Annotated in this window: 29 protein-coding genes; 13 read left to right on the forward strand and 16 right to left on the reverse strand. The window is 36.0% G+C overall.

All coding sequences use genetic code 11. The features are described 5' to 3' along the window. Positions 1-128 precede the first annotated feature (128 nt). Entirely contained in the window at positions 129-779 is a 651-nt protein-coding gene (locus LDX58_RS10635) for a hypothetical protein (RefSeq protein ID WP_227936813.1), read from the reverse strand. Between the two features lie 119 nt (positions 780-898). Here LDX58_RS10635 and LDX58_RS10640 point away from each other — a divergent pair, with 119 nt between their 5' ends. Further along, positions 899-1,393 carry a GNAT family N-acetyltransferase gene (locus tag LDX58_RS10640; RefSeq protein ID WP_227936814.1) on the forward strand — a complete coding sequence of 165 codons (495 nt, stop codon included), beginning with the start codon at positions 899-901 and terminating at the stop codon, positions 1,391-1,393. Positions 1,394-1,425: 32 nt separating this feature from the next. Here LDX58_RS10640 and LDX58_RS10645 read toward each other — a convergent pair whose 3' ends face one another. Both LDX58_RS10645 and coaA read right to left on the reverse strand, forming a co-directional pair. Beyond that, positions 1,426-2,013: a cell wall hydrolase gene (locus LDX58_RS10645; RefSeq protein ID WP_227936815.1), complete on the reverse strand. Its 588-nt coding sequence runs from the start codon at positions 2,011-2,013 to the stop codon at positions 1,426-1,428. Between the two features lie 601 nt (positions 2,014-2,614). Next, positions 2,615-3,568 carry a type I pantothenate kinase gene (coaA, locus tag LDX58_RS10650; protein WP_227936816.1) on the reverse strand — a complete coding sequence of 318 codons (954 nt, stop codon included), beginning with the start codon at positions 3,566-3,568 and terminating at the stop codon, positions 2,615-2,617. A 161-nt stretch (positions 3,569-3,729) separates the two neighbouring features. On the opposite strand from coaA, the gene LDX58_RS10655 reads away from it, so the two are divergent. Beyond that, positions 3,730-5,913, forward strand: coding sequence for a DNA topoisomerase III (locus tag LDX58_RS10655; RefSeq protein WP_227936817.1), 2,184 nt, complete (start codon positions 3,730-3,732; stop codon positions 5,911-5,913). A gap of 8 nt (positions 5,914-5,921) precedes the next feature. Here the strand turns inward: LDX58_RS10655 and LDX58_RS10660 are convergent, their stop codons facing one another. From LDX58_RS10660 to LDX58_RS10690, 7 genes are read right to left on the reverse strand one after another with little or no spacing between them, the layout of a single operon-like run. Then, positions 5,922-6,347 (reverse strand): Hsp20/alpha crystallin family protein, encoded by a 426-nt coding sequence (locus LDX58_RS10660; RefSeq protein WP_227936818.1) that lies wholly within the window; start codon positions 6,345-6,347, stop codon positions 5,922-5,924. A gap of 24 nt (positions 6,348-6,371) precedes the next feature. Next, positions 6,372-6,590: a spore germination protein gene (locus LDX58_RS10665; RefSeq protein WP_227936819.1), complete on the reverse strand. Its 219-nt coding sequence runs from the start codon at positions 6,588-6,590 to the stop codon at positions 6,372-6,374. 56 nt (positions 6,591-6,646) lie between these two features. Beyond that, positions 6,647-7,021, reverse strand: coding sequence for a spore germination protein GerPE (locus tag LDX58_RS10670; RefSeq protein WP_227936820.1), 375 nt, complete (start codon positions 7,019-7,021; stop codon positions 6,647-6,649). A 14-nt stretch (positions 7,022-7,035) separates the two neighbouring features. After that, positions 7,036-7,212: a spore germination protein GerPD gene (locus tag LDX58_RS10675; protein ID WP_227936821.1), complete on the reverse strand. Its 177-nt coding sequence runs from the start codon at positions 7,210-7,212 to the stop codon at positions 7,036-7,038. A gap of 1 nt (position 7,213) precedes the next feature. After that, complete coding sequence (gene gerPC / locus LDX58_RS10680) at positions 7,214-7,840, reverse strand: spore germination protein GerPC (protein WP_227936822.1); 627 nt, start codon at positions 7,838-7,840, stop codon at positions 7,214-7,216. Positions 7,841-7,875: 35 nt separating this feature from the next. Next, on the reverse strand, positions 7,876-8,091 hold the full coding sequence (locus LDX58_RS10685; protein ID WP_227936823.1) for a spore germination protein GerPB: 216 nt from the start codon (positions 8,089-8,091) through the stop codon (positions 7,876-7,878). A gap of 13 nt (positions 8,092-8,104) precedes the next feature. Then, positions 8,105-8,326 carry a spore germination protein gene (locus LDX58_RS10690; protein WP_227936824.1) on the reverse strand — a complete coding sequence of 74 codons (222 nt, stop codon included), beginning with the start codon at positions 8,324-8,326 and terminating at the stop codon, positions 8,105-8,107. 257 nt (positions 8,327-8,583) lie between these two features. Between LDX58_RS10690 and LDX58_RS10695 the strand changes: the two genes are divergently transcribed. The 3 genes from LDX58_RS10695 (at position 8,584) to LDX58_RS10705 (ending at position 10,514) form a co-directional block, all read left to right on the forward strand. After that, positions 8,584-9,414, forward strand: a complete 831-nt coding sequence (locus LDX58_RS10695) for a DUF2268 domain-containing putative Zn-dependent protease (RefSeq protein ID WP_227936825.1) — start codon at positions 8,584-8,586, stop codon at positions 9,412-9,414. Between the two features lie 40 nt (positions 9,415-9,454). Continuing rightward, positions 9,455-9,673 carry a YuzI family membrane protein gene (locus LDX58_RS10700; protein ID WP_227936826.1) on the forward strand — a complete coding sequence of 73 codons (219 nt, stop codon included), beginning with the start codon at positions 9,455-9,457 and terminating at the stop codon, positions 9,671-9,673. A 97-nt stretch (positions 9,674-9,770) separates the two neighbouring features. Then, a complete protein-coding gene (locus LDX58_RS10705; RefSeq protein WP_227936827.1) occupies positions 9,771-10,514 on the forward strand; it encodes a YjbA family protein in 744 nt (247 codons plus the stop codon). Between the two features lie 408 nt (positions 10,515-10,922). On the opposite strand, the gene trpS is transcribed toward LDX58_RS10705, so the two are convergent. Beyond that, complete coding sequence (gene trpS, locus LDX58_RS10710; protein ID WP_227936828.1) at positions 10,923-11,915, reverse strand: tryptophan--tRNA ligase; 993 nt, start codon at positions 11,913-11,915, stop codon at positions 10,923-10,925. Positions 11,916-12,099: 184 nt separating this feature from the next. Between trpS and LDX58_RS10715 the strand changes: the two genes are divergently transcribed. Further along, complete coding sequence (locus LDX58_RS10715) at positions 12,100-13,218, forward strand: MGDG synthase family glycosyltransferase (RefSeq protein WP_227936829.1); 1,119 nt, start codon at positions 12,100-12,102, stop codon at positions 13,216-13,218. A 310-nt stretch (positions 13,219-13,528) separates the two neighbouring features. Here the strand turns inward: LDX58_RS10715 and LDX58_RS10720 are convergent, their stop codons facing one another. Beyond that, complete coding sequence (locus tag LDX58_RS10720) at positions 13,529-14,620, reverse strand: class II aldolase/adducin family protein (protein WP_227936830.1); 1,092 nt, start codon at positions 14,618-14,620, stop codon at positions 13,529-13,531. A 2-nt stretch (positions 14,621-14,622) separates the two neighbouring features. Beyond that, the gene (locus LDX58_RS10725) at positions 14,623-15,861 is read right to left on the reverse strand and encodes a zinc-dependent alcohol dehydrogenase (protein WP_227936831.1); all 1,239 of its coding nucleotides are present in this window, start codon (positions 15,859-15,861) and stop codon (positions 14,623-14,625) included. A 164-nt stretch (positions 15,862-16,025) separates the two neighbouring features. On the opposite strand from LDX58_RS10725, the gene LDX58_RS10730 reads away from it, so the two are divergent. Beyond that, a complete protein-coding gene (locus tag LDX58_RS10730) occupies positions 16,026-16,904 on the forward strand; it encodes a diacylglycerol/lipid kinase family protein (RefSeq protein ID WP_227936832.1) in 879 nt (292 codons plus the stop codon). A gap of 420 nt (positions 16,905-17,324) precedes the next feature. Here LDX58_RS10730 and LDX58_RS10735 read toward each other — a convergent pair whose 3' ends face one another. Continuing rightward, positions 17,325-17,498, reverse strand: coding sequence for a hypothetical protein (locus LDX58_RS10735; protein WP_227936833.1), 174 nt, complete (start codon positions 17,496-17,498; stop codon positions 17,325-17,327). Between the two features lie 289 nt (positions 17,499-17,787). Here LDX58_RS10735 and LDX58_RS10740 point away from each other — a divergent pair, with 289 nt between their 5' ends. After that, positions 17,788-18,351: a TlpA disulfide reductase family protein gene (locus tag LDX58_RS10740; protein ID WP_227936834.1), complete on the forward strand. Its 564-nt coding sequence runs from the start codon at positions 17,788-17,790 to the stop codon at positions 18,349-18,351. Between the two features lie 239 nt (positions 18,352-18,590). Here the strand turns inward: LDX58_RS10740 and LDX58_RS10745 are convergent, their stop codons facing one another. Together LDX58_RS10745 and LDX58_RS10750 are read right to left on the reverse strand one after the other, a co-directional pair. After that, the gene (locus LDX58_RS10745; RefSeq protein WP_227936835.1) at positions 18,591-19,574 is read right to left on the reverse strand and encodes a sodium:calcium antiporter; all 984 of its coding nucleotides are present in this window, start codon (positions 19,572-19,574) and stop codon (positions 18,591-18,593) included. 329 nt (positions 19,575-19,903) lie between these two features. After that, positions 19,904-20,440 carry an HD domain-containing protein gene (locus LDX58_RS10750; RefSeq protein WP_227936836.1) on the reverse strand — a complete coding sequence of 179 codons (537 nt, stop codon included), beginning with the start codon at positions 20,438-20,440 and terminating at the stop codon, positions 19,904-19,906. Positions 20,441-20,610: 170 nt separating this feature from the next. Here LDX58_RS10750 and trhA point away from each other — a divergent pair, with 170 nt between their 5' ends. The 5 genes from trhA (at position 20,611) to LDX58_RS25925 (ending at position 23,831) form a co-directional block, all read left to right on the forward strand. Further along, positions 20,611-21,258 (forward strand): PAQR family membrane homeostasis protein TrhA, encoded by a 648-nt coding sequence (trhA, locus tag LDX58_RS10755; protein ID WP_227936837.1) that lies wholly within the window; start codon positions 20,611-20,613, stop codon positions 21,256-21,258. 124 nt (positions 21,259-21,382) lie between these two features. Continuing rightward, positions 21,383-21,613 (forward strand): MerR family transcriptional regulator, encoded by a 231-nt coding sequence (locus tag LDX58_RS10760; protein WP_227936838.1) that lies wholly within the window; start codon positions 21,383-21,385, stop codon positions 21,611-21,613. Positions 21,614-21,662: 49 nt separating this feature from the next. Further along, positions 21,663-22,859, forward strand: coding sequence for a putative glycoside hydrolase (locus LDX58_RS10765; protein WP_227936839.1), 1,197 nt, complete (start codon positions 21,663-21,665; stop codon positions 22,857-22,859). Between the two features lie 237 nt (positions 22,860-23,096). Continuing rightward, positions 23,097-23,660, forward strand: coding sequence for a GNAT family N-acetyltransferase (locus LDX58_RS10770; protein ID WP_227936840.1), 564 nt, complete (start codon positions 23,097-23,099; stop codon positions 23,658-23,660). 36 nt (positions 23,661-23,696) lie between these two features. After that, positions 23,697-23,831, forward strand: coding sequence for a hypothetical protein (locus tag LDX58_RS25925; RefSeq protein WP_265416630.1), 135 nt, complete (start codon positions 23,697-23,699; stop codon positions 23,829-23,831). Positions 23,832-23,836 lie beyond the last annotated feature (5 nt).

Raw genomic sequence — 23,836 nt, forward strand, 5'->3', positions numbered from 1 at the left:
TTTATTCCTCTTTTCCATTACTTTCTTTAAGTGTAACAAATTCTTTTATTTAATGATAAGCAAAAAAAAGAAGAGTTTTAGAGGTCGCTTAAAAGGTTGTTTATTACCTTTTAAAGTGGCTTCGAGTTTTACCCTTCTTCTTCGACAATTAAGCCCTTTATTTCTAAAGATTGTGAATCATATCGAGTGTGTTGGTTAGCTTCGCTTTTCACTTTGTTTAAAGCTTGATATTGTTCTACTACCGCATCTTTAAAACGGTAAATAAGCTCTGATACAAAACTATTTGAGCTATTGATTGCTTCTTGCACAAGATGGGGATTGAAGCTTAAAGTATGATTACTATTTTTCTTAATGCCAATTGAATAAAAGGCTTCAGAAAAAGATACGTACAGATCATGAATTTTTGTTACATGTTCAGTACCTACAAGTTTATCAAAGTTTTGCAGAGAAATAAGTGCTCTATTATATTTATGAACGAATTCATCTAACTGACTAAATAGCTTCTTCCCCTGTTCATCTAAATTTAAAATCGCTTCATACAAGTCTTTTTCATTGTTGTAATAATGTTTAAATTCTTTATTTGCTTCTTTTACGGTGTGATAATATCGTTCATAAGAAAGCAACTGATGTTCCGAAGGGTGATTCGTTGAATTTTTCAAATCCTCAATTCGCTGAACCTGTTCGATTTTATTGATGCCATTAGCTTCATTCATTCGACCCACGTATGATGATTGCAATCGTTCTGCTTTTACTTTGGCTGTTTTAGAGATCCGAGTCATCTTTATCAAACCCTTCATCTGTGTCTATTAGAATTATTCTACGTGAGAGTAAGAAGTTCCTTTTATTAAAGTAAATGATAAAAATAAACAAGTTTCCCGATTAAGAAAGGATGTAAGTTATGTATATGCAAAAGCTTGAAAAAGAACATGCACAATCGTTTCGAGAAATAAGACTGCTAGCTTTAGAAAAGGTGCCAGAAGCGTTTGCAGCTAGTTATGAGGAAGAAGTAGACAAACCGATTTCTTTTTTTGAATCTCAATTAACCGCGATAAATTATTATGGGATGTTTGATGAAAAGAAAAGTCTTGTTGGGATCGTAAATGTAACTCGATCAAACTTCTTAAAAACGAGACATAAAGCAGATCTTGGGAGTGTTTATGTTAGAAAAGAGGCTAGGGGAAAAGGAGTAGCAAAGAAACTACTTCGTCATGCAATGGAAATGGCTCTTAAAGAAGGTATTGAACAGGTAAACTTGATCGTAGCTGCTAACAATGAAAGGGCAAAACAGCTTTATCAATCATTAGGTTTTGAGTCGTACGGATATGAGAAGAGAGCGTTGAAGCTTGAAAACGTCTATATTGACGAGGAGTATATGGTGAAGCTGTTATATTAAAAGAGACTGCCCCATTGGCAGTCTCTGGTTCATTATTTTGCAAACACATGATTACCGATACGAATAGTTTCCGTTCTTGAAGCATTCCAATGATTAGTCGCAATTCGAGGATTATAGAAGAAGAGTGAACCCGATCCTTGTCCACGGAAAGCCAATGCTTCTTCGACAGCTCGAATCGATTCAGAGTCTGCTGCACGGTTAATACGACCGTCTTTTACAGGAGAGAATGCGTAATAGCCAGACGCAACCTCATTAATAACTCCGCTGACCGTGTTAGGAAAATCACGGTGAGCTACTCGATTTAATACAACCGTTGCTACAGCGACTTTACCAGCGTAAGGTTCACCTTCAGCCTCAGCAAGCACGAGCCGAGCTAGTAAATTTTTTTCCGCTGCAGAAACAGATGCAGGAATGATTAATCTTTCTCCAACAAAAATAGTAGTTGATGATTTTTTGTTAGCCTTCTGAATAGCAGCAGCTGCTACTCCGTATTGTTGTCCTAATTTGTAAAATGTGTCTCCAGATACAACTGTATGTGTGTGATTTTGAGCATTTGTCTCATTAGCTCCAATAAAAAGAAGAGAAGCCGTTGCACATAATGTAATGATAAATTTTTTCATAAGTTAAATCCTCCTCGGAAAATCTGACTCTATAAAACTATCATAAAAACCGAGAGAGAAACGTGACCAACTTTTACCATCTCATGTTTAGAGATTTTTGATTGTTAGGTAGAGTAAGCATCAACCTGATTCTTTACAGTTCTGTAACAAACTATGGAGAAATCTCTTAACTTGTGTAATCTGACGAGAAGTAAACAAGGAATTTGAGTATAATATAATAGAATCCACATGGTTTGTTTGCTTTATAATCTTGTTATAATTAACTAGTATTCAATGTCTTAAAGGTTGTTGGGACATAGAAATGATTGGGGTGGAGAAGAGAGGACAATTATTTATCGCCATAAACTGTATGGAAAACAACGCACTTGTTCTTTGATTTAACATATGCTAAACATGAAAAATGTAAAAAATGACGTCTTTTAAAGGAGTTCGGTGTGTGTATTTGTTTTTACAGGGGTTTATTCATAAGGTGATTAGTCGTTTATTGGTCAATTAATAAATCTTGATGATTTCTGTTAAGAATAGAGGAGGAATGGGGTCTCACTCCTCTAAAATGCAATGCCTCAGCAAAAGTCTCAGAAATAAAACGTTCAGTTTGACTTTACATTTTTTTCAAATGAACTTCTCTTACTTTGTGGCCTGCACCTTTTTTAAGGATTAAATCAGCACGATGACGAGTTGGCCGGATGTTCTTTTCTAAATTTACCCCATTGATGGTTGACCAAATGTCTTTAGCAAAATCAAAAGCCTCTGCATCAGATAGATGGCGATAACGGTGGAAAAATGACTTTGGTTGTTGAAAGGCAGTATTACGCAACAATTTGAACCTCTCAATATACCAAGACAGGATGTCTTCCTCATCGGCATCGACATAAATGGAGAAATCAAAAAAATCAGAAACAAACACTTGTGGAATTCTTCGATCTTTTTTATTTACTTGAAGGACATTAATCCCCTCAACAATAACCACATCGGGTTCAATAATCTTCTGGACTTGATCTCCTAAAATATCATAAGTTAAATGCGAATACATAGGTGCTTCAATGTAAGCGCGACCAGATTTTAATTCATATAGGAATCGAATTAAACGTCCAATATCATAACTTTCAGGGAAACCTTTACGCTTCATTAATCCTCTTTCCTCGAGAATAGCATTAGGGTACAAAAATCCATCGGTTGTAATAAGATCAACTTTAGGGTTATTGGGCCACCTTGAGCAAAGTGCTTGAATCAGTCTGGCTGTTGTACTTTTTCCGACTGAAACACTTCCAGCAACACCGATAACAAAGGGGACCTTTTTGGTCTTTTTTTGTAAAAAGTGATTTACATTTTCATGTAATTGGACCGATTTAGTCATATGCATATAAAGTAATTGAGATAAAGGTAAGTAGATATCAGATACTTCTTCGGCTGAGATGGCTTCATTAATACTGCCTAACTGAGCACGTTCAGTTGCAGATAACATGTTATTTGTTGTTTTAGAAAGTTTAGACCATTCAGCACGGGTAAATGGTGTGTAGGCTGATAATGGGACAGACTTGTTTAAAGTAGCCATAGTTTTCTCCTTTTTTTCGGGAAGAATTTTTCTTTATTGTATAGTACCATTTATTTAATAGGATGTGGTATTTTTCCCTAACTAAATCTAGAATAAGTTATAATAGAGCTTGAATAAAAAGGTTTCATTAATAAAAAAAGATTGGAAAGGAACAGAAGGCTATGAAAGTAATTATTGCAGAAAAGCCAGACCAAGGAGTGAAATTAGCCGCTCCCTTTCCGTCCATAAAAAGAACGGGTTACATCGAAATAAAAGAGACTTCTCAATTTCCAAATGGTGCATATGTGACCTGGGCAATTGGTCATTTATGTGAGTTGATCCCTCCTGAAATGTATGATCAAAAGTGGAAGGCATGGAAGTTAGAAACGTTACCGATATTACCTGAGCAATTTCAGCATCAAATTTCTAAAGGTAAAGCCAAACAATTTCAAGTGATAAAAAAATTAGTGGTTCAATCTAGTGTCACTGAGATTATAATGGCTGGGGATGCTGGACGTGAGGGGGAGTTAATTGTCCGGCTCATACTTAACCAATGTCGTGTTCAAAAGCCATTGAAACGTTTATGGTTATCTTCCTTAACGCAAGCAGCTGTTGAAGAGGGATTTAAATCTTTACGATCAGAAGAAGATACACGGCCATTGTACTTTGAGGCTTTGAGCAGAGCTTGTGCGGATTGGCTTGTCGGGATGAATGCATCAAGAGCCTATACGTTACTGCTACAACAAAAAGGGATTCATGACGTTTTTTCAACGGGGAGAGTCCAGACTCCAACTCTAGCTTTAATTGTTAAAAGAGAAAAAGAAATTGAAACCTTTAAACCAGTTCCTTTTTGGGAAGTAATTGGAAAGTTCAGTATAGAAGGAAAAAAATATGAGGGAACTTGGCATAAAGAAGGCGAAACGCGATTAGATTCTGCTGAAATGGCTAGTAAGATCGCCGGTTTTTGTGAAGGGAAACCTGCATCGATCGTAGATGTAAAGGTTGAGGAAAAACGTTATAAACCGCCTTTTTTGCCTACTCTTTCAAGCCTGCAAACAACAGCGAATCAACGATTTAAGTATTCTCCAAAGCTGACGTTAGATATAGCGCAGAAACTATATGTAAAGGGATATATTTCCTACCCAAGGACTGATTCTCCTTTCGTAACAAAAGGAGAAGCCATCACCTTCCCAACCATTTTAAAGGCATTATCGACTAAACCGGAATTTGCTTCGTTTTTTCCACTTTCTATAACATCACTTATTGGAAACCAGCGTTTTGTGAATGAAAAAAAAGTGACGGATCACTATGCAATTATTCCAACGGAACAAATTCCTAATTTAGAAAAGCTATCGACTGAAGAAAAAAATATATATGTTTTAGTCGTACGTTCTCTAATGGCAGCACACGAGGAAGATGCCATTATTTCAACAACAAAGGTTGAGACGTTAGTTGATCAACGAGCTACATTTCAATCCAAGGGGAAAATGATTAAACAGGTTGGTTGGAGAAAAATTATTTATTCGGATAAAAAGTCAGAAAAAGAAGAAAAATTCTTACCCAGTTTGGAATCAGGAGAACAAGGTTTAGTAGCAAATATCAAAACAAAAGAGTCCATTACTCAGCCACCAAAGCGTTATACCGAAGGACAGCTAATAAATGTTATGAAAACGGCCGGAAGACAAATAACAGATACAGAGCTAGAGAAGGTTCTAATGGAATCTCAAGGACTCGGGACTGAAGCAACAAGGGCTGGGATAATCAACATACTAAAAGATAGAGGATATATGGTTGTAACCAAGAACACGGTATATCCGACAGAAAAAGGTCGTTTATTAATTGAAGCATTAGGTTCAAGTCTTTTGACTTCGGCAGAAATGACAGCAAAATGGGAGCAGCGTCTAAGAGAGATCGGTAAAGGAGAAGCGTCACATACAGTATTTATGGATCAAACAAAGAAACTTGTCAATCATATATTGCAGGAAGCAGAAAATCAAGTACGGTCTTGGGACTTTTCTAATTTTGATATTTCGTCGATGCAAAAGAAACCCAAAAAAGGAAAACGCATAGCTACTTCAGTGGGGAAATGTCCAATTTGTGGAGGAGCAGTCTTAGACAGAGGAACATTTTATGGGTGTAGCCAGTACAATACGAACAATTGTCGCTTTACAATATCTAAAACTATATTAAAGAAAAAAATCAGACAAAAAGATGTGAAACAATTACTAATGAATGGTCGTTCAGAACTCATACAAGGATTTGTAAAAGATGATAAAACGTTTCAAGCTAGACTTGTTTGGAATCAAGAATTAAAGAAACTAATTTTTCAGTATGAACAGGAGAGGAATAAAGATCAGTCGCCATAGACTGATCTTTATTCCTCGTCTTTTATTAAAATCGTTTGACTATTCTTGCTCGAAAATAATCGAAATAAATGAACAGCTAAAATCCCTCGTTTATATGAAGCTTCGACTTTATCCTTACGAACAGAAAATGGTAATTCAATCGCTCGTTTAAAGGCTCCTTGGTGTTGTTCCTCATGAATCAAGCTGAACCCACTAAAATCGAGGTTAAGCACACCACTGACTTCTAACACATTGTCGTGGATGTTTAAACGAATGTCGTCAACTGACTCTATTCCCGGTAAAAAAACAGTACAAAGTAATTCATTCCTAGATTCATAGATATTTACCCTAGGTTCGTTTCCTACCTCACTAAAATAATTATTGAACTTTCCCCAAAATTCATCCTCAAATATACTTTTAAATGGTTTTTTCCATTCGTTTGAGTGAAATTCCATAGTTAGTCACCACTTTATATTGTTTTAAGCATTTCCACCTTGATTTTGATCAAGGACATCAGGATCAACGACATTATTAATGTTAAAGCCATTATTTGTAATGATAAAATCTCCAGAATTTCCCCCGCCTGATCCAGAGACAGCTTTAGATGTACTTTTTGGAGAAATATTTAACGCATCACCAAAATTCATGACTCCTCCATTAGAATTCACTTTGAACGGTCCAGCAACTATAGAAGGCATATGAACACCCTTTTCATTTCAGAATTACTTTACTGTATTCGAAAAACCTGAAATAGTTACTTTTCGTCTTCTAATAATTGTCTTATATGTTTCACTCTAGATTCAGAGTCAATGGTTTTAGTTGAGCCAATATGCAAAACTGAAGATGCTGCAGCACCAAGAATGTCAATATGATTTACTTTAATAAAAGGAGAAACATTGTATCTAGTAAAGGTGACTTGTTCATTAACCAGGGGTTGAGGTATCGGCTTATTAAATATTGGATATTGATTAAAGTCACCTTCATCGCCGTAAAAGAGTTCAACTTGGCGTTGAACAGCTAAAGCTCGGGAGCGAGGTGTAATATGTGTTGAATCACCAATTTCAAAAATCGAGCTGCTCGCTACACTTCTAACATGAATATCTTTAACAATAGAAGTTCGGTTGTACAAAGTAATTCCCTCCTTTATTCAGGGGCAAGTGGGACAAATGGACCAATAATTAGCGATTCAGGCGGTGTATCAAAGACAGAAGACAAAGTGATTGTATCTGTATCTCCTACAATAAAAACGGATGAACTCGCAACACCTACTATTCGTACATTGTCTACACATACGTTTTTATTTACGACTGAAAAATTCATTTTAAGAATCAGACTCCTTTTTTGGCAAATGTTTAATAAATTCATCATACGTTTTATGAATATCTTCTTTTACTTTGTTGATCGTCAACGCTTCAAATTGTTCGATGTTACCTTGATCTACATGGTTGGTATCTTGATTAAACTGACTGAGGTAATAGTGGATACGATGATCAATTTGTCCTCTAATATCTTGAATAATATATTGACGATAATGAGAATCTAAGAAGTAATTATTTTGTTGTTCAATTGAGTTGAACACTTGATAGCATTCTCCGTTCAAATAATTATGGATGTGACGCTTCACATTTTCAAATAGATTTGATTGTTGTTCAGCTGCAGGGGGAACGTTTAATTCATGTTGGTTTACTGCAAAATCGTCAATTGAATTCTCACCGTTTTGCGGAGTAATCCCGATATTTAACGTTCCTTCTAACCTCTCCACTTTTAATTGGTCAAACTTATATTCAATTCTTTCGATATTTGAAGTTGGGTTCTTATTTAGTGAATTTATTTCATTTTGAAGCTGTTGAATCAATGTCTCTAAGTAGTTAATTCGTTCATGTTGAGAATTTAGATAACTATAAATTTGCTGGAGATTTTGAGTCAGATCAGAATTGTTATAATACATAAAATCTCCTCCTTCTAACTGTCTTCAATAAAATTTTATGTTGGACCTGTAGGGGGAGCAAGAGGAACTAGTGGAGGTCTTGGTTCGTACTCCCCTACTTCCGGGGCTGGTTCGGTATATCCACCTGTATTGTATAGATTCGATAATGATTTAATCATTCCGGCACTACCAATCTGTAATACAGAAGAGTTTGTTATCCCATCTACCCTTAAGTTGTGTATCGTTATGCTTTGATTAATATGGAAATTCATACTAGCCTCCTTTTTAGGTGACGGATTGAATATTTGAGTCAGCAACATCTTTATCATAGGTATTTGTTGAACTATGGTCGTTTCGTACTCTCAAATAATCACCCGTATTAAATGAACCAGCTCCTGCAAAAGTTTTTGCACTACTTTGTGGTGACATTGTATAGACGTCACCAATGTTAAAAACCCCACTATTTCCAATACTATTTACTTTTACGGCTCCTACAATAGCAGGCATAAAACCATCCTTTTCTTATTAATAGCTACTAACTAGAATATGTAAAACCGTGACAAATGTTCATATGAAATTGAGAAAGGAAAAGGGAGTCTTCCAATATTAAAAATATGTAATAGCCAAAAAACCCCCGCAATCGCACTGTTTTATTCCAGTTAATAAAGAATGAACTCGAATCAGATTAAATTGAACGAAAAAAGATAGAAGTTGGTTCATTATAGACATCCTCTTCATATAGTAATAGTAAGGAGGTGTCATTCATGGGGGTTGTTCGCACAGATAAATGGCTAGATGCCTATAACTATAAGTGGAATAAAGTTAAAACGATACAAGAAAAAGTGGATTGCCAACGTGATGTCATTATCCAACCATTAAGGGATCTTTTTGAGACCACTGATATACTTGGGCTTCATCAATATTTATTACAAATGGGATTATTCCATCCTGAACAATCAATTGATATAGAGTATGAGAAATGGAAAGAGAAGGTACCTTGGTTAATTGTTCAGAAGCAATTTAATAAATTGAAGAAAAAGTGGAATGGGCCGGATGTGAAAATCTACATCTTGCCATTAACAGATCAAAATCAACTTTTAGAAGAAGAACTAGGGGCCAAAACTGGATTAACAATAGAAAAAGGTATTCTTTTATTTATTCGATCTCACACCACAACAGAAGACCTTCTGGCACTCATTACACACGAATATCACCATGTTTGTCGTTTAGCAGCAACAAAACAATCTGAGGACGAGATGATTCTCCTTGAATCAATGGTGATGGAAGGTCTTGCTGAGAAGGCTGTAGAAGAGGAAATTGGAGCTTCTGCTTGTGCAACTTGGACTTCACGCTATGATGACAGGTGGAAAAAAGAGTGGTACGATCGCTGGCTTAAACCAAACTTAGAATTAAAAGGTCGTAAAAGTCATATTCCTTTTCTTTATGGAAGTGAGGTAAACGGAATACCTTTATGGTTAGGTTACTATGCAGGGTATAGAATAGTGAATTCGGCTGTGAGCCAAACGGAAACAACTAATCATCTAATGCACATATCAGCCGAAGTCATTTTGGAACGATCCAATTTTAATCGTTAGGGAGGGCATATTGGATGAGGTTCGTTTGGTGTGATAGCACATGATACGATTGTTTTTTGTTTTTTGTGGTTTTATTTTCGCTGTCGTTGGTGGAATAAGCATGTTAGCGTATTTAAATTTGCTGATCACGGGATATCAATTTTCGATGTACCTTCACTTTATAGTGAGGAGCGTTGAGTTTTATGTATTCATCATTGGTGTTATGATGATTGTTGGCGCAATGATGTTTCCATCAAAAAAGCAAAAAAGGAAAAAATAAAGATAATCTGGAATGAATTATGAGACTGTGGAATAAACTGGTTGTCCCTTGCCTATACTGAGGATACAAAATGATTTTACGGTAAGGGGGGTCTTTTATGGTCCATATCCGGGACGTATGGGTCAATTGGTTTGAAGGTGAAGAGAATGGGTACAATGTGTGTGATTTTCATGAGTGGAGAAGTGACGACAGAATCGAAGTATTAGATCAAGCGGTACTCGTGGTTGTTAGTGCAGAACTTTTTCATTATATTGAAAATAACCTATCAGATTTACCAGATGATCTACTGGCTGAAGTTCATCAACAAAGTTACTTACGTAAAAACATGTCACGAATTCAGTTAGATTATTGCTTTATAGCAACAGATGGAGAAAGAATTATTGCGATTGATACGATGGGGTATAAAACACCTATTCGAAAAAGTCGCCTAACACCAAGACAAGAGCAAATGGTTTACGAACAATTAAAACAAAGTCAATTTAATCAATTTGAATTAACAGCAGAAAAAGAAAAGGAATATCACATTCTTTCACCCAGTCCAGATGATCTTCGTGGATTAACAAGAAAAGAACGTCAATTAAAACAATTGTTGTATATGGCTCTAGACCAATTGTATTCTTCAGGTACAGATGCTGAAGTACGTTATTGGTACACAGAATGGTGTCCAAGTGATTATATGAGGATCCAAATGCTTGGAAGAGATGAAGCTTGGGAGCAACTATACAATGAAATACGTGAAGGATGGACAGATAAACACCTTCAACTTTGTGAAGCCATGGTTAGAGGACAAGCTTTCTTTGAGAAGTTATGGGAGCTCGAGCATGGAGCAAGTGTTAAATAATGAACGGTTTGTGAAAACAAAGCGGTTCATGAAGAAAAAGCACAAGTTCCAATTTATCATCCATTTACAACGATTGTGAACTCTCCTATAATAAGTGAAGTAGTTGGCTACTAAAAAAAGTGAAAATTGGACTTTTTCAGTAGCCTCTTTAGAATGAGGGAGGGGACTTTATGGATAATTTTGCCTATTTAGTAATGCAGATCTTAACAGTAGTATTACTAGTTGGAACACTTGGTCTTTCATTCTTCGTTGGAAAGATCATGAAAAAAAATAGTGGGTATTAAAAATAAAAAGGACGAGTGTACTTCTCGTCCTTTTTATTGATAGGACGAGTGCTCAAAATGGAAATACTCATGCCTGGAAATTACAAAAAATGTCATGAGCCTGTGTTTGACTCATGACGTTTTTTTATTTACGTTTCTTCCGACCAAGTCCCATTGCATTTTCAGCTTTTGTGATCATTCGTGATGCTACATGGTTGGCTTTTTCAGCACCGTGATCTAGAATTTGATCAAGTTCGTCGGACTGAAGTAATTGATAGTAACGTTCTTGAATGGGACGCAGTGTTCCTACTACGACATCAGCAAGTTCACTTTTAAAATCTCCATAACCTTTCCCTTCATACTTCGCTTCAATTGCTTCAATTGACTCACCTGAGCAAAGAGAATAAATAGAAAGTAAATTTGAGACAGCTGGTTTTTCATCTCGATCAAAACGTATAGTACCTTCTGTATCTGTTACGGCACTCTTAATTTTTTTTGTAATCGTTGCGGCGTCATCCAACATCGAGATGTAGCTCTTTGGATTTGGGTTGGACTTACTCATTTTTTTAGTTGGGTCATTTAGTGACATGATCCGCGCTCCAACCTTAGGAATCTTTACCTCTGGAATGGTGAAAATATCATTATATTTCTTATTAAAACGTTCAGCAAGATCTCGAGTTAGTTCTAGATGCTGTTTTTGATCTTCCCCAACTGGAACAATATCCGTTTTATACAATAAGATATCAGCAGCCATAAGTGGTGGGTATGTAAGCAGAGCAGAAGAAACAGCTTCTTTGCCATCAGACTTATCTTTAAATTGTGTCATACGCTCAAGTTCGCCAATATAGGAGACACACTGCATCAACCAACCAAGTTGAGCGTGTGCTGGGACTTCTGATTGAATAAATAATGTAGCCTTATCCTGATTAATTCCAACCGCTAAATATAAGGCAGCTAAGCTACGGATATTTTCACGCAATTTCAAGCGATCTTGCGGAACTGTTATAGCATGCTGGTCAACAATACAGAAATAACAGTTATAATCGTTTTGCATATCTACAAAATGCTTCATTGCCCCTAAATAATTTCCAAGTGTTAACGTACCACTTGGTTGTATACCTGAAAATACAGTTTTCACAATTCCTTCATCCTTCCTCAACTCTCATATACATCAAATCATAGCAGATTGTAGAAGAAAAACATAGGCATGACATGAGGGATTAGATCCAAATTTTTTCATGAATGTTATTAAAGATAAAGTGAAAACTAACTTTAATCATATTGAACGAATGACTGCAATGTGAAGAAAGTGAGGTTCGCTTATGAGTCAGATTACTATCTTTTCCGCATCAATTGGAAATGGTCATAACGAAGCTTCGAAGGCGCTAAAGGAACAATTGGAACTTCAAGGAGAAACCGTTCATATTGTGGATACTTTTCAGTCCATCCATCCATTTCTGCATAAAACATTTTTGGAATTTTATTTAAAGATGATTGAAAAAACTCCACGCCTTTGGGGGCGACTATATAGATATAGTGAAGAGTACTCATGGTTTTTAATTATGGACCAGTTAGGAACATTCTTTTGTGAGAAATTAAATTCCATTATAAATAAACAACGAACAAACATTATGATCTCAACTCATCCTTTTGTTACAGCTTTTTTGGCTAAATTAAAGAAAAAGAAACACTTGAACATTCCATTGTATACGGTTATTACAGATTTATATTTACATCCAGCTTATGCGAGACCTGAAATCGATGGGTATTTTACAGCATCGCCACATATTGATCAGTTTGCAAATGAAAATAATATTCCTTTGAATCAGATGTTTTACACAGGGATTCCAATCAAAGCGATACCTGATGTTGATATTCCAAGATGGAAAATTAGAAATGATCTTAAATTACAACCCGATGAGAAAACCGTTTTAATTACTGGTGGAGGGTTAGGGTTAGGGAAATATGTGGATATTCTGAGATCGATTGAACAATTAGATTGTCGCATACAGGTTTTATGTATGACAGGAACCAATAAAGATCTTGATGATCAGATTAAGGCTTTTCCTAGTAAACATCGAGTTCATGTTATTTCCTATACAGACCACTTTACGGATTACTTGAGGGCGAGTGATGTCCTTTTATCTAAAGCGGGTGGGCTAACAATGGCAGAAGCGTTAGCATGTGAGACACCGATTTTGATTTATCAACCTGTTCCAGGCCATGAAGAGGATAATGCAGATTTTTTAATGGAATTTGGTACCGCTGTAAAAGCGGAACTTCTCGAAGATGTAAGGTCTTTATTGGAGAAACTTTTGTTTAATGAAGAGTACTATCAGGGATTAGTCAATAATGCTAGAATATTAAAGAAACCGAATGCAGCTAAACATATTGCTTATCTCATAAAGAAATTAGAAAGCACAAAGAAACAAATATTATAATTGATCTAGAGTTGGTTTAGAGGATTCAATAACAGATCATTCTGCTTTGTTCGAAAAAAATAGCAAAAAAAGCGCATTGGATACCCGCCAATGTGCTTATACTTATTTTTGATCTTTTTCAACTAAAGCTAACCTAACTGTTTAAATTAATTGTTGAATTTACTAACGCATTGAAAGACAGTTTACTGCTTTTTGAGTACAACAATTATTGATACAAAGACAAAAAGACGAAAATCATTGTGATTTACGTCTCCGTCTTTTTCGTAACCGTTACTCTAAAATAAGAGTCATCCCTTTAAGGTTACTATCGTTATGACATGGGTACTTGTCGTTGAACTTTTCCTTCTATCCTACTAAAGATGTTTTCTAAAGAAGGTCCAGTAATAGTTAGACCATGATTTTTTAAGCCAATGATTGCTTCGGATGGGTTGTCGGAGTCTCTAATAAGGGTTGCAACGGTTTCAGCAAGTTCATAGGTACCACAAGGGTAGTTAATTTCGGTTGCTTTAATACCATCCATCCAAGCATGAATATGAACAATGGCCCCTACGGTAGGATGCTCTTTATAGATCATCCAATGTTCAATGGCGTCAACAGACGCTCTTTTTGGGGTTACATTTGGTGGAATACTTACTTCCATTAAATTATTGTCATCGTTATAGCCCTTAATATAAAGAATATCTCGACCGATTTCTTTCATATCAGCTTTATTAATCCCACTTGCACTCATCCAGAAATGATCTTCATCAGATCGTGCACTTAAATTTCCATAACTTAATCCACCGAGGCCATATAACTTTTTGAGATGACGCATATCTCTGTCATTTAAATATTTATCTAAAGGAAAGGGAGCAGGAAGTAAGTTCATCTCATCTAACTTTTTCCCTGATTTACTTAGTTCACTTGTAATATGATCACCTTCCCATAGCGTGGGTGGTAAGTCCTCAGAAAAATGATTGTCAATGACAAGTCGCGAACAAGTCAGGGGCTCAAGGCGTTTGTAAATTTTATCGAAAAACCCCTGTGCATCGTCACCTTCTTGATAACTAATGGAGTAACAGCCTTGTTCTGGTGTGAGAAAATGAACATCTGTTTTCCCTGCTCGATGATTAATATACATAAAATGATTGGCTAAGGAGCGGATAAGAAAAGGATACACCTCTGTAAAAAGATCGTAAGGTTTTCCACTACTTTCTAAAACGCCAACAACAAAAGTGGCTTGTGCCTTGCGACGAAACGGTTTAATATCTTCGTCCGTGACGAAGTGAAAAACCAACTGTAATGGATCCGTATGATTTTCTGTGTAAGAAAATCCATTTTCTGAAAATGTAGCTACTAAACTTTGTGACATCCATTGTAAGAACGAACTAGACGGATCTGAGCTCAGTGTGAAATTTTTCATTGTTAGCCTCCAACAGTAGTTTGATCATGGTTGAAGATAACTTTCAATGCATTTTTACGGCTTCTTTTTGTAATAGTATTGAAAGCTACCTGATATTCATTTAGAGGGTATTGATGTGTAATAAGAGGAGAAAGATCGACTTTGCCTCTACTCATCAATTCAATGGCAATTTGAAGGGTATTCCATTTATTTCCTTCAAAAATATTTGTACTATAAGCAAAACAACCTTTAACGGTTAATTCGTTTAACCAAACTGTTGTCCAGTCTATTTTCTTCATAATGCTAGCTAAACCTAGAATGACAACTTTGCCTCCACTTTCTGTAAAGCGAAGAGCATCTGTTACACTCTGTTTCTTTCCGACACATTCATAAACGATGTTTGCACCACCTTGAATCACTTCTGGTCCAAATAATGGGTTTAATATTTCGGCCCCTAATGCATTGGCAGTAGACTTTACATAGTTCTTGTCGAGATAAATCACTTCATCGGCACCAAGTGTTTTAGCCATCTCGCCTTGGAATGGGTGTTTTACTAAAATCGTGACGTTACACGAATAGCCAAGTGCTTTGATAGCGGTCACAACAGATAACCCAATCACCCCAGCACCTATGACAAGGATGTTATCTCCATCCTTAGGAGGGTTGCGTAACACAGCATGTAAGGCACAGCTAAATGGTTCGACCAATACTCCATTTAAGTCATTTACTTCATCTGGTAACGTGAGCACTTGGCTTTTATGAGCAACTAAGTAAGGACTCCAGCTTCCACCGGTATCACGACAAGCTCCAATGAGAAGCCCAGACTCTATTGCACCTTTTGTTTTTTGTTGACATAAACTTTCATCACCTCGAACGCAAGCGGGACAAGGCTCTAAACCTCTACTTTCACATGATAAAACAGGATTGACCACTACGCGTTGACCTATTTTATGATTTTGAACCTGTTGACCTAGTTCTGAAATTTCTCCAACAGCTTCGTGTCCGATTGTAAATGGAAATGATACGTATGGTGATGTCGTTGGACTATCATGAAGAAAGAGTAAATTCATATCACTTCCACATATGCCACCATATTTGACTTTTATTTTAATCCAATCCTCATTAGGTAAAGACGGTTCTTCAGTGTCTTTCCAACTTAAGCATGAAAAACGCGGATGCCAATGTATGGAGGGGATCCAACGACCGATTGTTTTTGTAAATATATACTTAGGAATATTGAAATTAAATTGTAATGCATTCACATATATCACCTCCCTCATACATATTTAAATACAAACGCAATTACTAGTAATTTGTGCAAATAAACGAAGATTATTCATATTTTTCCTTTTCCTTGACATTATTATCTTTGTATATTGAGAATGAAAAAGGGAAAAATACAGCGAAAAAGGGGTGAGTTCATTTTATGTATTATTTTATTGTGAATAAGACGTCAGGAAATGGACGTTCTACGAAAATATGGAGCGAAATAGAAAAAATTCTCATAGAAAAAGATGTTCGATATACCGTTTTACTTTCAAAAAATAAAATAGAAGTGCTCGAGTATATTTCAACAATAAAGAATGCAACGAACCAAGTGGATGGCGTCGTTGCTCTTGGTGGTGACGGAACCATTCATGAAATTATCAATGAATTATTGGGTTCCGTGGTTCCGTTCACTGTTATTCCAACGGGTTCGGGAAATGATTTTGCAAGAGCAAGAGGGATAACGAAAAATTATCAACAAGAAATCGAAAGGATTCTGCAAAAAGGTCAGCAAAAAATTGATTTACTAAAAGTAGGGGACAGACATTGCATGACCGTTGTCGGGATTGGATTTGATGGGAAAGTGGCAAAAGAAGCGAATGAGTTGAAGCTCAAAAAATGGTTAGGTGGGCTTGCATACTTTTTTATTATATTTAAGGTGCTAATCAACTATAAACCCACATATACTAGACTTTTATTAAATGGAAAAGAACGTATTTTTGAAAAGGTGTGGTTAATTGCAATAGCGAATCACCCTTACTACGGTGGGGGGATGAAAATTTGTCCTAATGCAAAAAGTAATGATGGGAAAATCGATATTTGTATCATACATAGTCTTCCTAAATGGAGATTATTATTTATTCTGGCTGCTGTTTTCACAGGCAAACATGTTTCAATGAAAGGAGTGGACTATGTGCAAGTGGAGCAGGTAGAAGTAGAAAGTAATGAGCCTTTGTATGTGACAGCAGACGGAGAAATGATGGGCCAAACTCCAACTACTGTTACCATAAATAAGAATGCTTTTCATGTTATTTCATAAAAATAAAAAGTCTGACCAAATGTGTGTATAAAAAGGGCAGACTTTTTTAATAAATAGGAAAGTATAAAACTTTGAGTGAATATTAGGATGGATTTCAACCAAGTAGGAAAGCGTACTCGAAGAAGAGCACCACACGCTACGCGTCGTTTTCTTAAATTATGATTTATTCAAGATGGACTGAGAATCTGAGGTTTTTTTTTCTAGTCTAGGTTCTTTATGAAGGTCTTCATACTCTAAAATAAAGAGAAGATTGAAAAATTGGTAGGAAAAGGTTTTGATTTTACTGAGATGTTTTTTCATAATTAACCCTCCAGCTTCATAGTAGAAGTTATTGTACAGATAATATGTACAAATGTGGATAGTTTCATGCGAGTTGACATTAAAAAAGAAGGAAGTAACGGAGCTCACTTCCTTCTTTTTTTAACGTTTCTCTTTTCGTCTTCGTTCGAAAAGTCTGAGAATCCAAAGACCAATATTAATAAGTGCAAGTAGATAGAAAAGCCATGTTGCAGTAGATTCATTTTGATAAGAGAAGAACACGAAGATCACTAGAACTAGGATCGCTATGAGTTGAGAAATTTGAATTTTGGACAAAGTAATCCCCCTCGTTTCGCATGATTTAACCAATTTGGACATACGTTATAGAGATTAAAGAAAAAGGTGTGCCTTTCACCTTTTTCTTTAATATCGAAGCAATGAGCGAAGCCGCTGCAAGGTTTTAAGCTTGTCCTGAGTGGTTTTCTCAGGGGAAGCGAGCAGCGTGCGGAGCCAGTGCTTAGGTGTGCTTTTCACCTTTTTCTTTAATCTCAAAGCAATGGCCTAAGTAACACATTGTTACATTATATCAAACATTCTTAAATATGAACGAAAAGAGGCATGTTTTATGAAAAAGAAAAAGAACCAAGCGTTTTATCGTAGCTTTCTTATTCTTCTTTTATGTGGTGTTGGCTTTATGTATAGTCAATCGGAAAGTGTGTATCAACAAGTAGAAGAAGCTGTGTCCGCTTCTATTCAACAAGGAGTCCAGGTTGGGCAAGAAGCGTTGTCAATTGAACTTACAACATTAAATGGTGATGTGGTTAGTTTAGAAGATTATCTTGGTCAACCTGTTGTCATTAATTTCTTTGCTACATGGTGTCATCCTTGCCAAGAAGAGATGCCGGTCATTGTAGAGATGGAAAAGAAATTAAAAGAGAAAGGAGCTGTATTCTTAGCCGTTAATATGACTAGCCAAGAAAGAAGCAAAAAGGAGATCCGTCCATTCCTTCAACATTATCGTGCTACATTCGATCCTTTATTAGATCTAGATGGAGAGATCATGAAGAAATATCAAATTATCGGAATACCTACGACTGTAATAATAGATGAGCAGGGGATGATAGTCCAACGAGTCAATGGTGGTTTGTCGTTCGAATTAATGGAAGACCTTGTGCTATTTAGAGACTAAAAAATTACTACTGGAGTAACAGATTCGTGGTCTAAGCACATTTAGAAGGTTTTACTGCAAAAAAATGTGCGTACTATGGGCTCTCATGTCTAACATTAAGAATTCATGAGGTAGTTAATTTATGAAATTAACATAAAATATAAGAAGCGCATTGGTTCAACCCAATGCGCTTTTTGTTGTATGATCTGCTACTTTACATTATTGATCTTTTCTCCTTCTTTTCAACCCGTTTACTACGCTTATTGGATAAAGATTAAAAAAGATGAAATAAAGTATAAGATCACAAGAACAACCGATGGCAAAGCGTATCGAATACTCGATTCTCGTGGTTTTCTAATAAGAGCATAAAGGATAACGATGGATAAAATGCCGACTGCGGCAGCTGTAATTTGATGAACATCAGAGACTGCTGCAATAATGGAGCCCTTTTGATAGAATAAATCAGACGCACCTAAAATTAAGATATTAAACAAGTTACTTCCTAAAATAGAGCCAATAGCTAAATTATAATTTTTGAGTTGAAGTGCAACAAGGACCGATACCGCTTCAGGTAATGAGGTCGTTGCTGCAATAAGAAAACTACCGACAAAACTAGCTCCTAGGCCAGTGATAACAGCAATTTGGTCACCAGTAATAGTTAAAAGCGTTCCTGCCCCCATTATAATGATTGCAGCGATAGCAAAACCGATAACAGCACGTTTTAAAGAAATTGCAGACATATTGTATTCTTCTGGTTCAACTACAGCTTCTTGAGGGTGTTTTTTCGATAAACTAGAAATGAGCCATATCCCTAGGATGTAGACAGACATTAAGATCCAGATATCGACGCCTATTCCTAAGAATGAGTAATCGATTTTTAGTGAGAGAGCAAGGAGTGCAACAACGGCAAGTAAAAGTCCTACGCTAGCCGTATATAGATGAGCACGTTCCGCATTTTTAAAAATTTGTTGTTTGCGGAAATACAGATCAAAACTAGCGATAATTAATAAATTAAACATATTACTTCCAAAGACATTCCCGACGGCAATATCTGGACTATCAAGGACAATAGCAGATATACTGGTTGTTACTTCTGGAAGAGAAGTGGCTCCTGCAAGAAAAATCGTTCCAACCATCATTCCACCAAGAGATGTTTTTTCACCGATTGCATCTGCATATGTAGACAACTTGATGGCAGCTAAAACGGTGATGATCGCTGCTACGATAAAGCCTAAAAAAACCATGAATCATTCCCCCTATGAATAAATAACAAAAAAAGACCTTTTTATGAAAGTCTACCCTGAAACACAGACTCTCATAAAAAGGTCTTGCGTACTTTGAAGAAAAAATTAATTTTTCATTCAAAGCTCAATGAACCGAGCGATTATTATCACTGTCATGACGACTCATTGACCAAAGGTCGCTACTCCCCTTTTTAGGTTATAAAATTGTTATGGTTGTTTAACTTTAGCATGAGTTTTTTAACCAGTCAATCAGTAAATGATTGAGGACTCGTAAGATTCTAACGAATAATTATTTGATTAGAATTTTTACGAGTCATTTTTGCGGATCATTACATGGAGTGTTTTATTTGATCTTGTATGAGGAAGGTTTCAATTTTGCGATCAAGCCTTGCTAACATTCTTCTTGCACGATCGTCAGAGAGTGTTCGATAATGATGGTCTCCACCTGGCTCTTCGTCTAACTCATCTGCTAAAGCAACTACATGTTGCAATGGATTAAGTTGAAGATAACCTTCAGGTAAATATGAATCAGTGTGAAGGAGAATAGCTAAAGCTATTTCTTTAGCTGTCCGAGGATGTTCGCCAAGTCTTATTAATAGCTTATGGGCACGTTCAGACCCTTTAATTGCGTGTATATCATTTTCTTTATATAAGTCGTAATCCCATTGCCCATCTCGATACCATGTATAATGACCGATGTCATGAAGGAACGCAGCCTTTGTGGCACGGTCTGGATCAACTTGATGTTTTTTTGCTAAGCGAAATGCATGGTAAGCACAAGCAACTGCATGGGCCATGCCAGAACGCTTCACATATTTTTGAGTGATTGGGTGATCAAACAATTGAACTAACGTAACATGTCTCATAGTAACATTCCCCCTTTGTCTATGATGTTAAATTACATGTGATAAAAAAGTATATTTAAACTATTATATAGATTTTCAATATGTAATGCAATATCTAAATGATAAAAAGGGTGGAAATGTAAACAATAATAGGTGTATAATATGAAGCAAGGATTTGAAAGGGGTTAAACATGGCAACGACACATACATTTTCTAAAAGTGAAGAGATAGCCAATGCTATTACTCACGGTATCGGTGTATTGCTAAGTATAGCTGCACTCGTATTATTAGTTGTTTTTGCAAGTGTTCATGGTTCTGTTTGGCATATCGTAAGTTTTTCCATTTATGGGGTAACCATGCTTTTACTTTATTTTTCATCTACCATGGTTCATGCGCTACCAAAAGGAAAGGCAAAAGATCTATTTGAGATATTTGATCATTCCTCGATCTATTTGTTTATTGCTGGAAGTTATACACCCCTTTTATTTATTGTTGTTCAAGGAGCACTTGGCTGGACATTATTTGGAATTGTTTGGGGAATCGCCACAATTGGGATTATCTTTAAAATTTTTTTTGTGAAGAAATTTCTATTTTTGTCTACGGTTTTTTATATAGTGATGGGATGGCTTGCTATTTTTGCGATGAAGCCTCTTGTCGAAACGCTTCCATCGATGGGAGTAGCGCTGTTATTTATTGGAGGAATTTGTTACACCGTTGGAACGGTTTTTTATGTATGGCGCGGGTTCAAGTTTCATCATGCTATATGGCATCTGTTTGTTTTAGCTGGATCCATTTTCCATTTCTTTTTAATTTTGCTTTATGTGTTACCAATTGCTTAAAAAGAGCCAGTGAACAAAGAGTTGTTCACTGGCTCTATTACTATTATTTCCTAATTGAATCGGTACTTTGGTAAGAATGACAACTAAAGTTTAAAGAAGGTATAATTTGAGAGGGGGGGACTATATGTATGTTACGGTTAAACAATTAGCTAAATATTTGGATTTATCTGAAGAGTATATTTTACAGCAAATTCATTTAGGACATGTGAAACCCATTTTTGATGGAGAAAACCACTTGTTAAATCAGCAACAATTTCTCTGGCATAAGGAACAGCTTGATTTAAAACGTAAACAATTAGCTCTGGAAGCAGAGGAACCGATTCCTGAAGATTGGGATGCTAAAGACGAAGATTAATACATAGAATAAAGGTATGAACACAAAACCAAGAAAAGGTTGTGATCAGATGGGGAAAATGGTTTTTGTGCTCATGCTTTGTATTTTTGGCTTAGTTGGGCCTTATTCTGTACAAGCAGAACAGACAGAGTCAATCAAAGCAAAAGAGCATCAAAAAAAGATTGTGACGAAGAAGCAACTTGAGTTACCTGAGACTTTAATACGGTTTGTGTATGATACTGGTTACACTTTTGAATATCCGGAAGATGGAGTGCGTGGAGTGTATGTTACCGGGAATTCTGCAGGAGGGCAACGATTTAACTACTTGCTTGAATTGTTAAATTCAACTGATTTAAATGCAATGGTTATCGATATAAAAGATGACCATGGATATTTGACTTATCGTCCGGAAGAGGATTCTCCATTTTATGATATTTCTAAAAAGTTTATTGGAGATCCTGAGAAGCTAATGAAAACATTAGAAGAGAATGAAATTTATCCAATTGCTCGTATCGTTGTTTTTAAAGATAGTGTTTTAGCTGAAAAGAAGCCAGAGTGGTCTTTTAAAGATAATGGAAAAGTATGGAAAAACGGGAGGGGAGAAGCATTTGTTAACCCTTTTTTAAAAGAAGTCTGGGATTATAATATTGCAATTGCCGAAAAAGCTGCAAAAATGGGTTTTAAGGAAATTCAATTTGACTATGTCCGTTTCCCAGAAGGATTTGAGCGACGTGACGATGTACTTGAATATAAAGTTGGAGAATATGCTGATGGCGAAGATAATGTCCAGAAAAGAGTTACAGCTGTTGCAGATTTTGTTGCTTATGCAAAGGCACAGTTATCTTCATATGATGTAGACGTATCTGTTGATATTTTTGGTTATGCAGCTACGATCAAGGAAGCTCCAGGTATTGGCCAAAATTTCACTAAGATCTCAGAAAATGTAGATGTGATTTCCTCAATGATTTATCCAAGTCATTGGACACCTTATTTTGGTATTGATAAGCCAGATTTATACCCTTATGAACTAACTAAAGCATATGCAAAAGTGGAAAACGAGGTGTTAAGCTCTTTAAAGAACCCACCAATATCACGTCCATGGATTCAGGATTTCACGGCAGCATGGCTTGGTTCTGGAAATTATAAGAGCTACGGTTCAAAAGAAGTAGAGGCTCAAATCAGAGCTCTAAATGAAGAAGGAATAAACGAGTTCTTGCTTTGGAATGCGTCAAATCGTTATACAGAAGGTGTTACTTATAAGCCTTGATAAAAAGAGAAAATTAGTAAAGGCTAAATCTAAATATAGATTTAGCCTTTTATGAACTGTAAAAGTAAAGAAAGCACCCAATCTAGAGGATAGCTGTGTAATTGTATGAGATCTTTGCATAAACTAGAAAAGATAGGTAAAAAGAAGCGCTTCCCATTTAAATACTTGATTGAGGCAGTTTATCCTTTTAAGAAGAAGGAGTATACTAGGAGTAGAATGATTGATGGAGGTCAAAGAATGAATTGGTATGAGAAGCTAAATAAATACTTTCCGATAGAAGAGATGAAGTCGAAAGAACATATTGAATTGCTACTAAAAGAAAAAGCGGATATTTACCATAAAGATGAAGACCAAAATCATGTTATGATGTATGTAGAAACTGACGATTTCGTCTTTGTCGATTATCTGTATGTCTCAAAGGACGCAAGAGGCCAAGGGCTGGGGAAAAAATTGTTAAATCAATTAAAACAAAAACAAAAGCCAATCATTCTTGAAGTTGAGCCAGTGGATTATGAAGACACAGATACAAAGAAGCGACAGCGCTTTTATAGTCGAGAAGGCTTCAAGCATGCACAGTCAATTGGATACAGAAGACGCTCGCTTGCGACGAATGAAGTAAATGAATTAGAAATTCTATTTTGGTCACCAACTGATGAACCGGAAAAAAGCATCTATGAAAAAATGAAGCACACTTATGAGAATATTCACACGTATAAAGATAAAGAACTTTATGGTGAGTCTTATGAAGATGTTGATGATGTACTCACTTATGAAGAAAAAAAGGACCAAGCGACTGTGTAGGGATTGAATCGTTCATTAAATAATGAGGTGATTCGTTTGAAACGTAAGGACATAAAGCGTAAGAAAAAAAGAGAAATGTTAAAAGACTTTTTAAAGAAAAATGTACAAGACTGGAAAAAGCGAACAAAACAAAGTCCTATGCCACAATCGTCGCGTCGAACAACTGCTTAAATAAA

The organism is Alkalihalobacillus deserti (genome assembly GCF_020734105.1).
GTDB classification, from domain to species: domain Bacteria; phylum Bacillota; class Bacilli; order Bacillales; family Bacillaceae_D; genus Halalkalibacter; species Halalkalibacter deserti.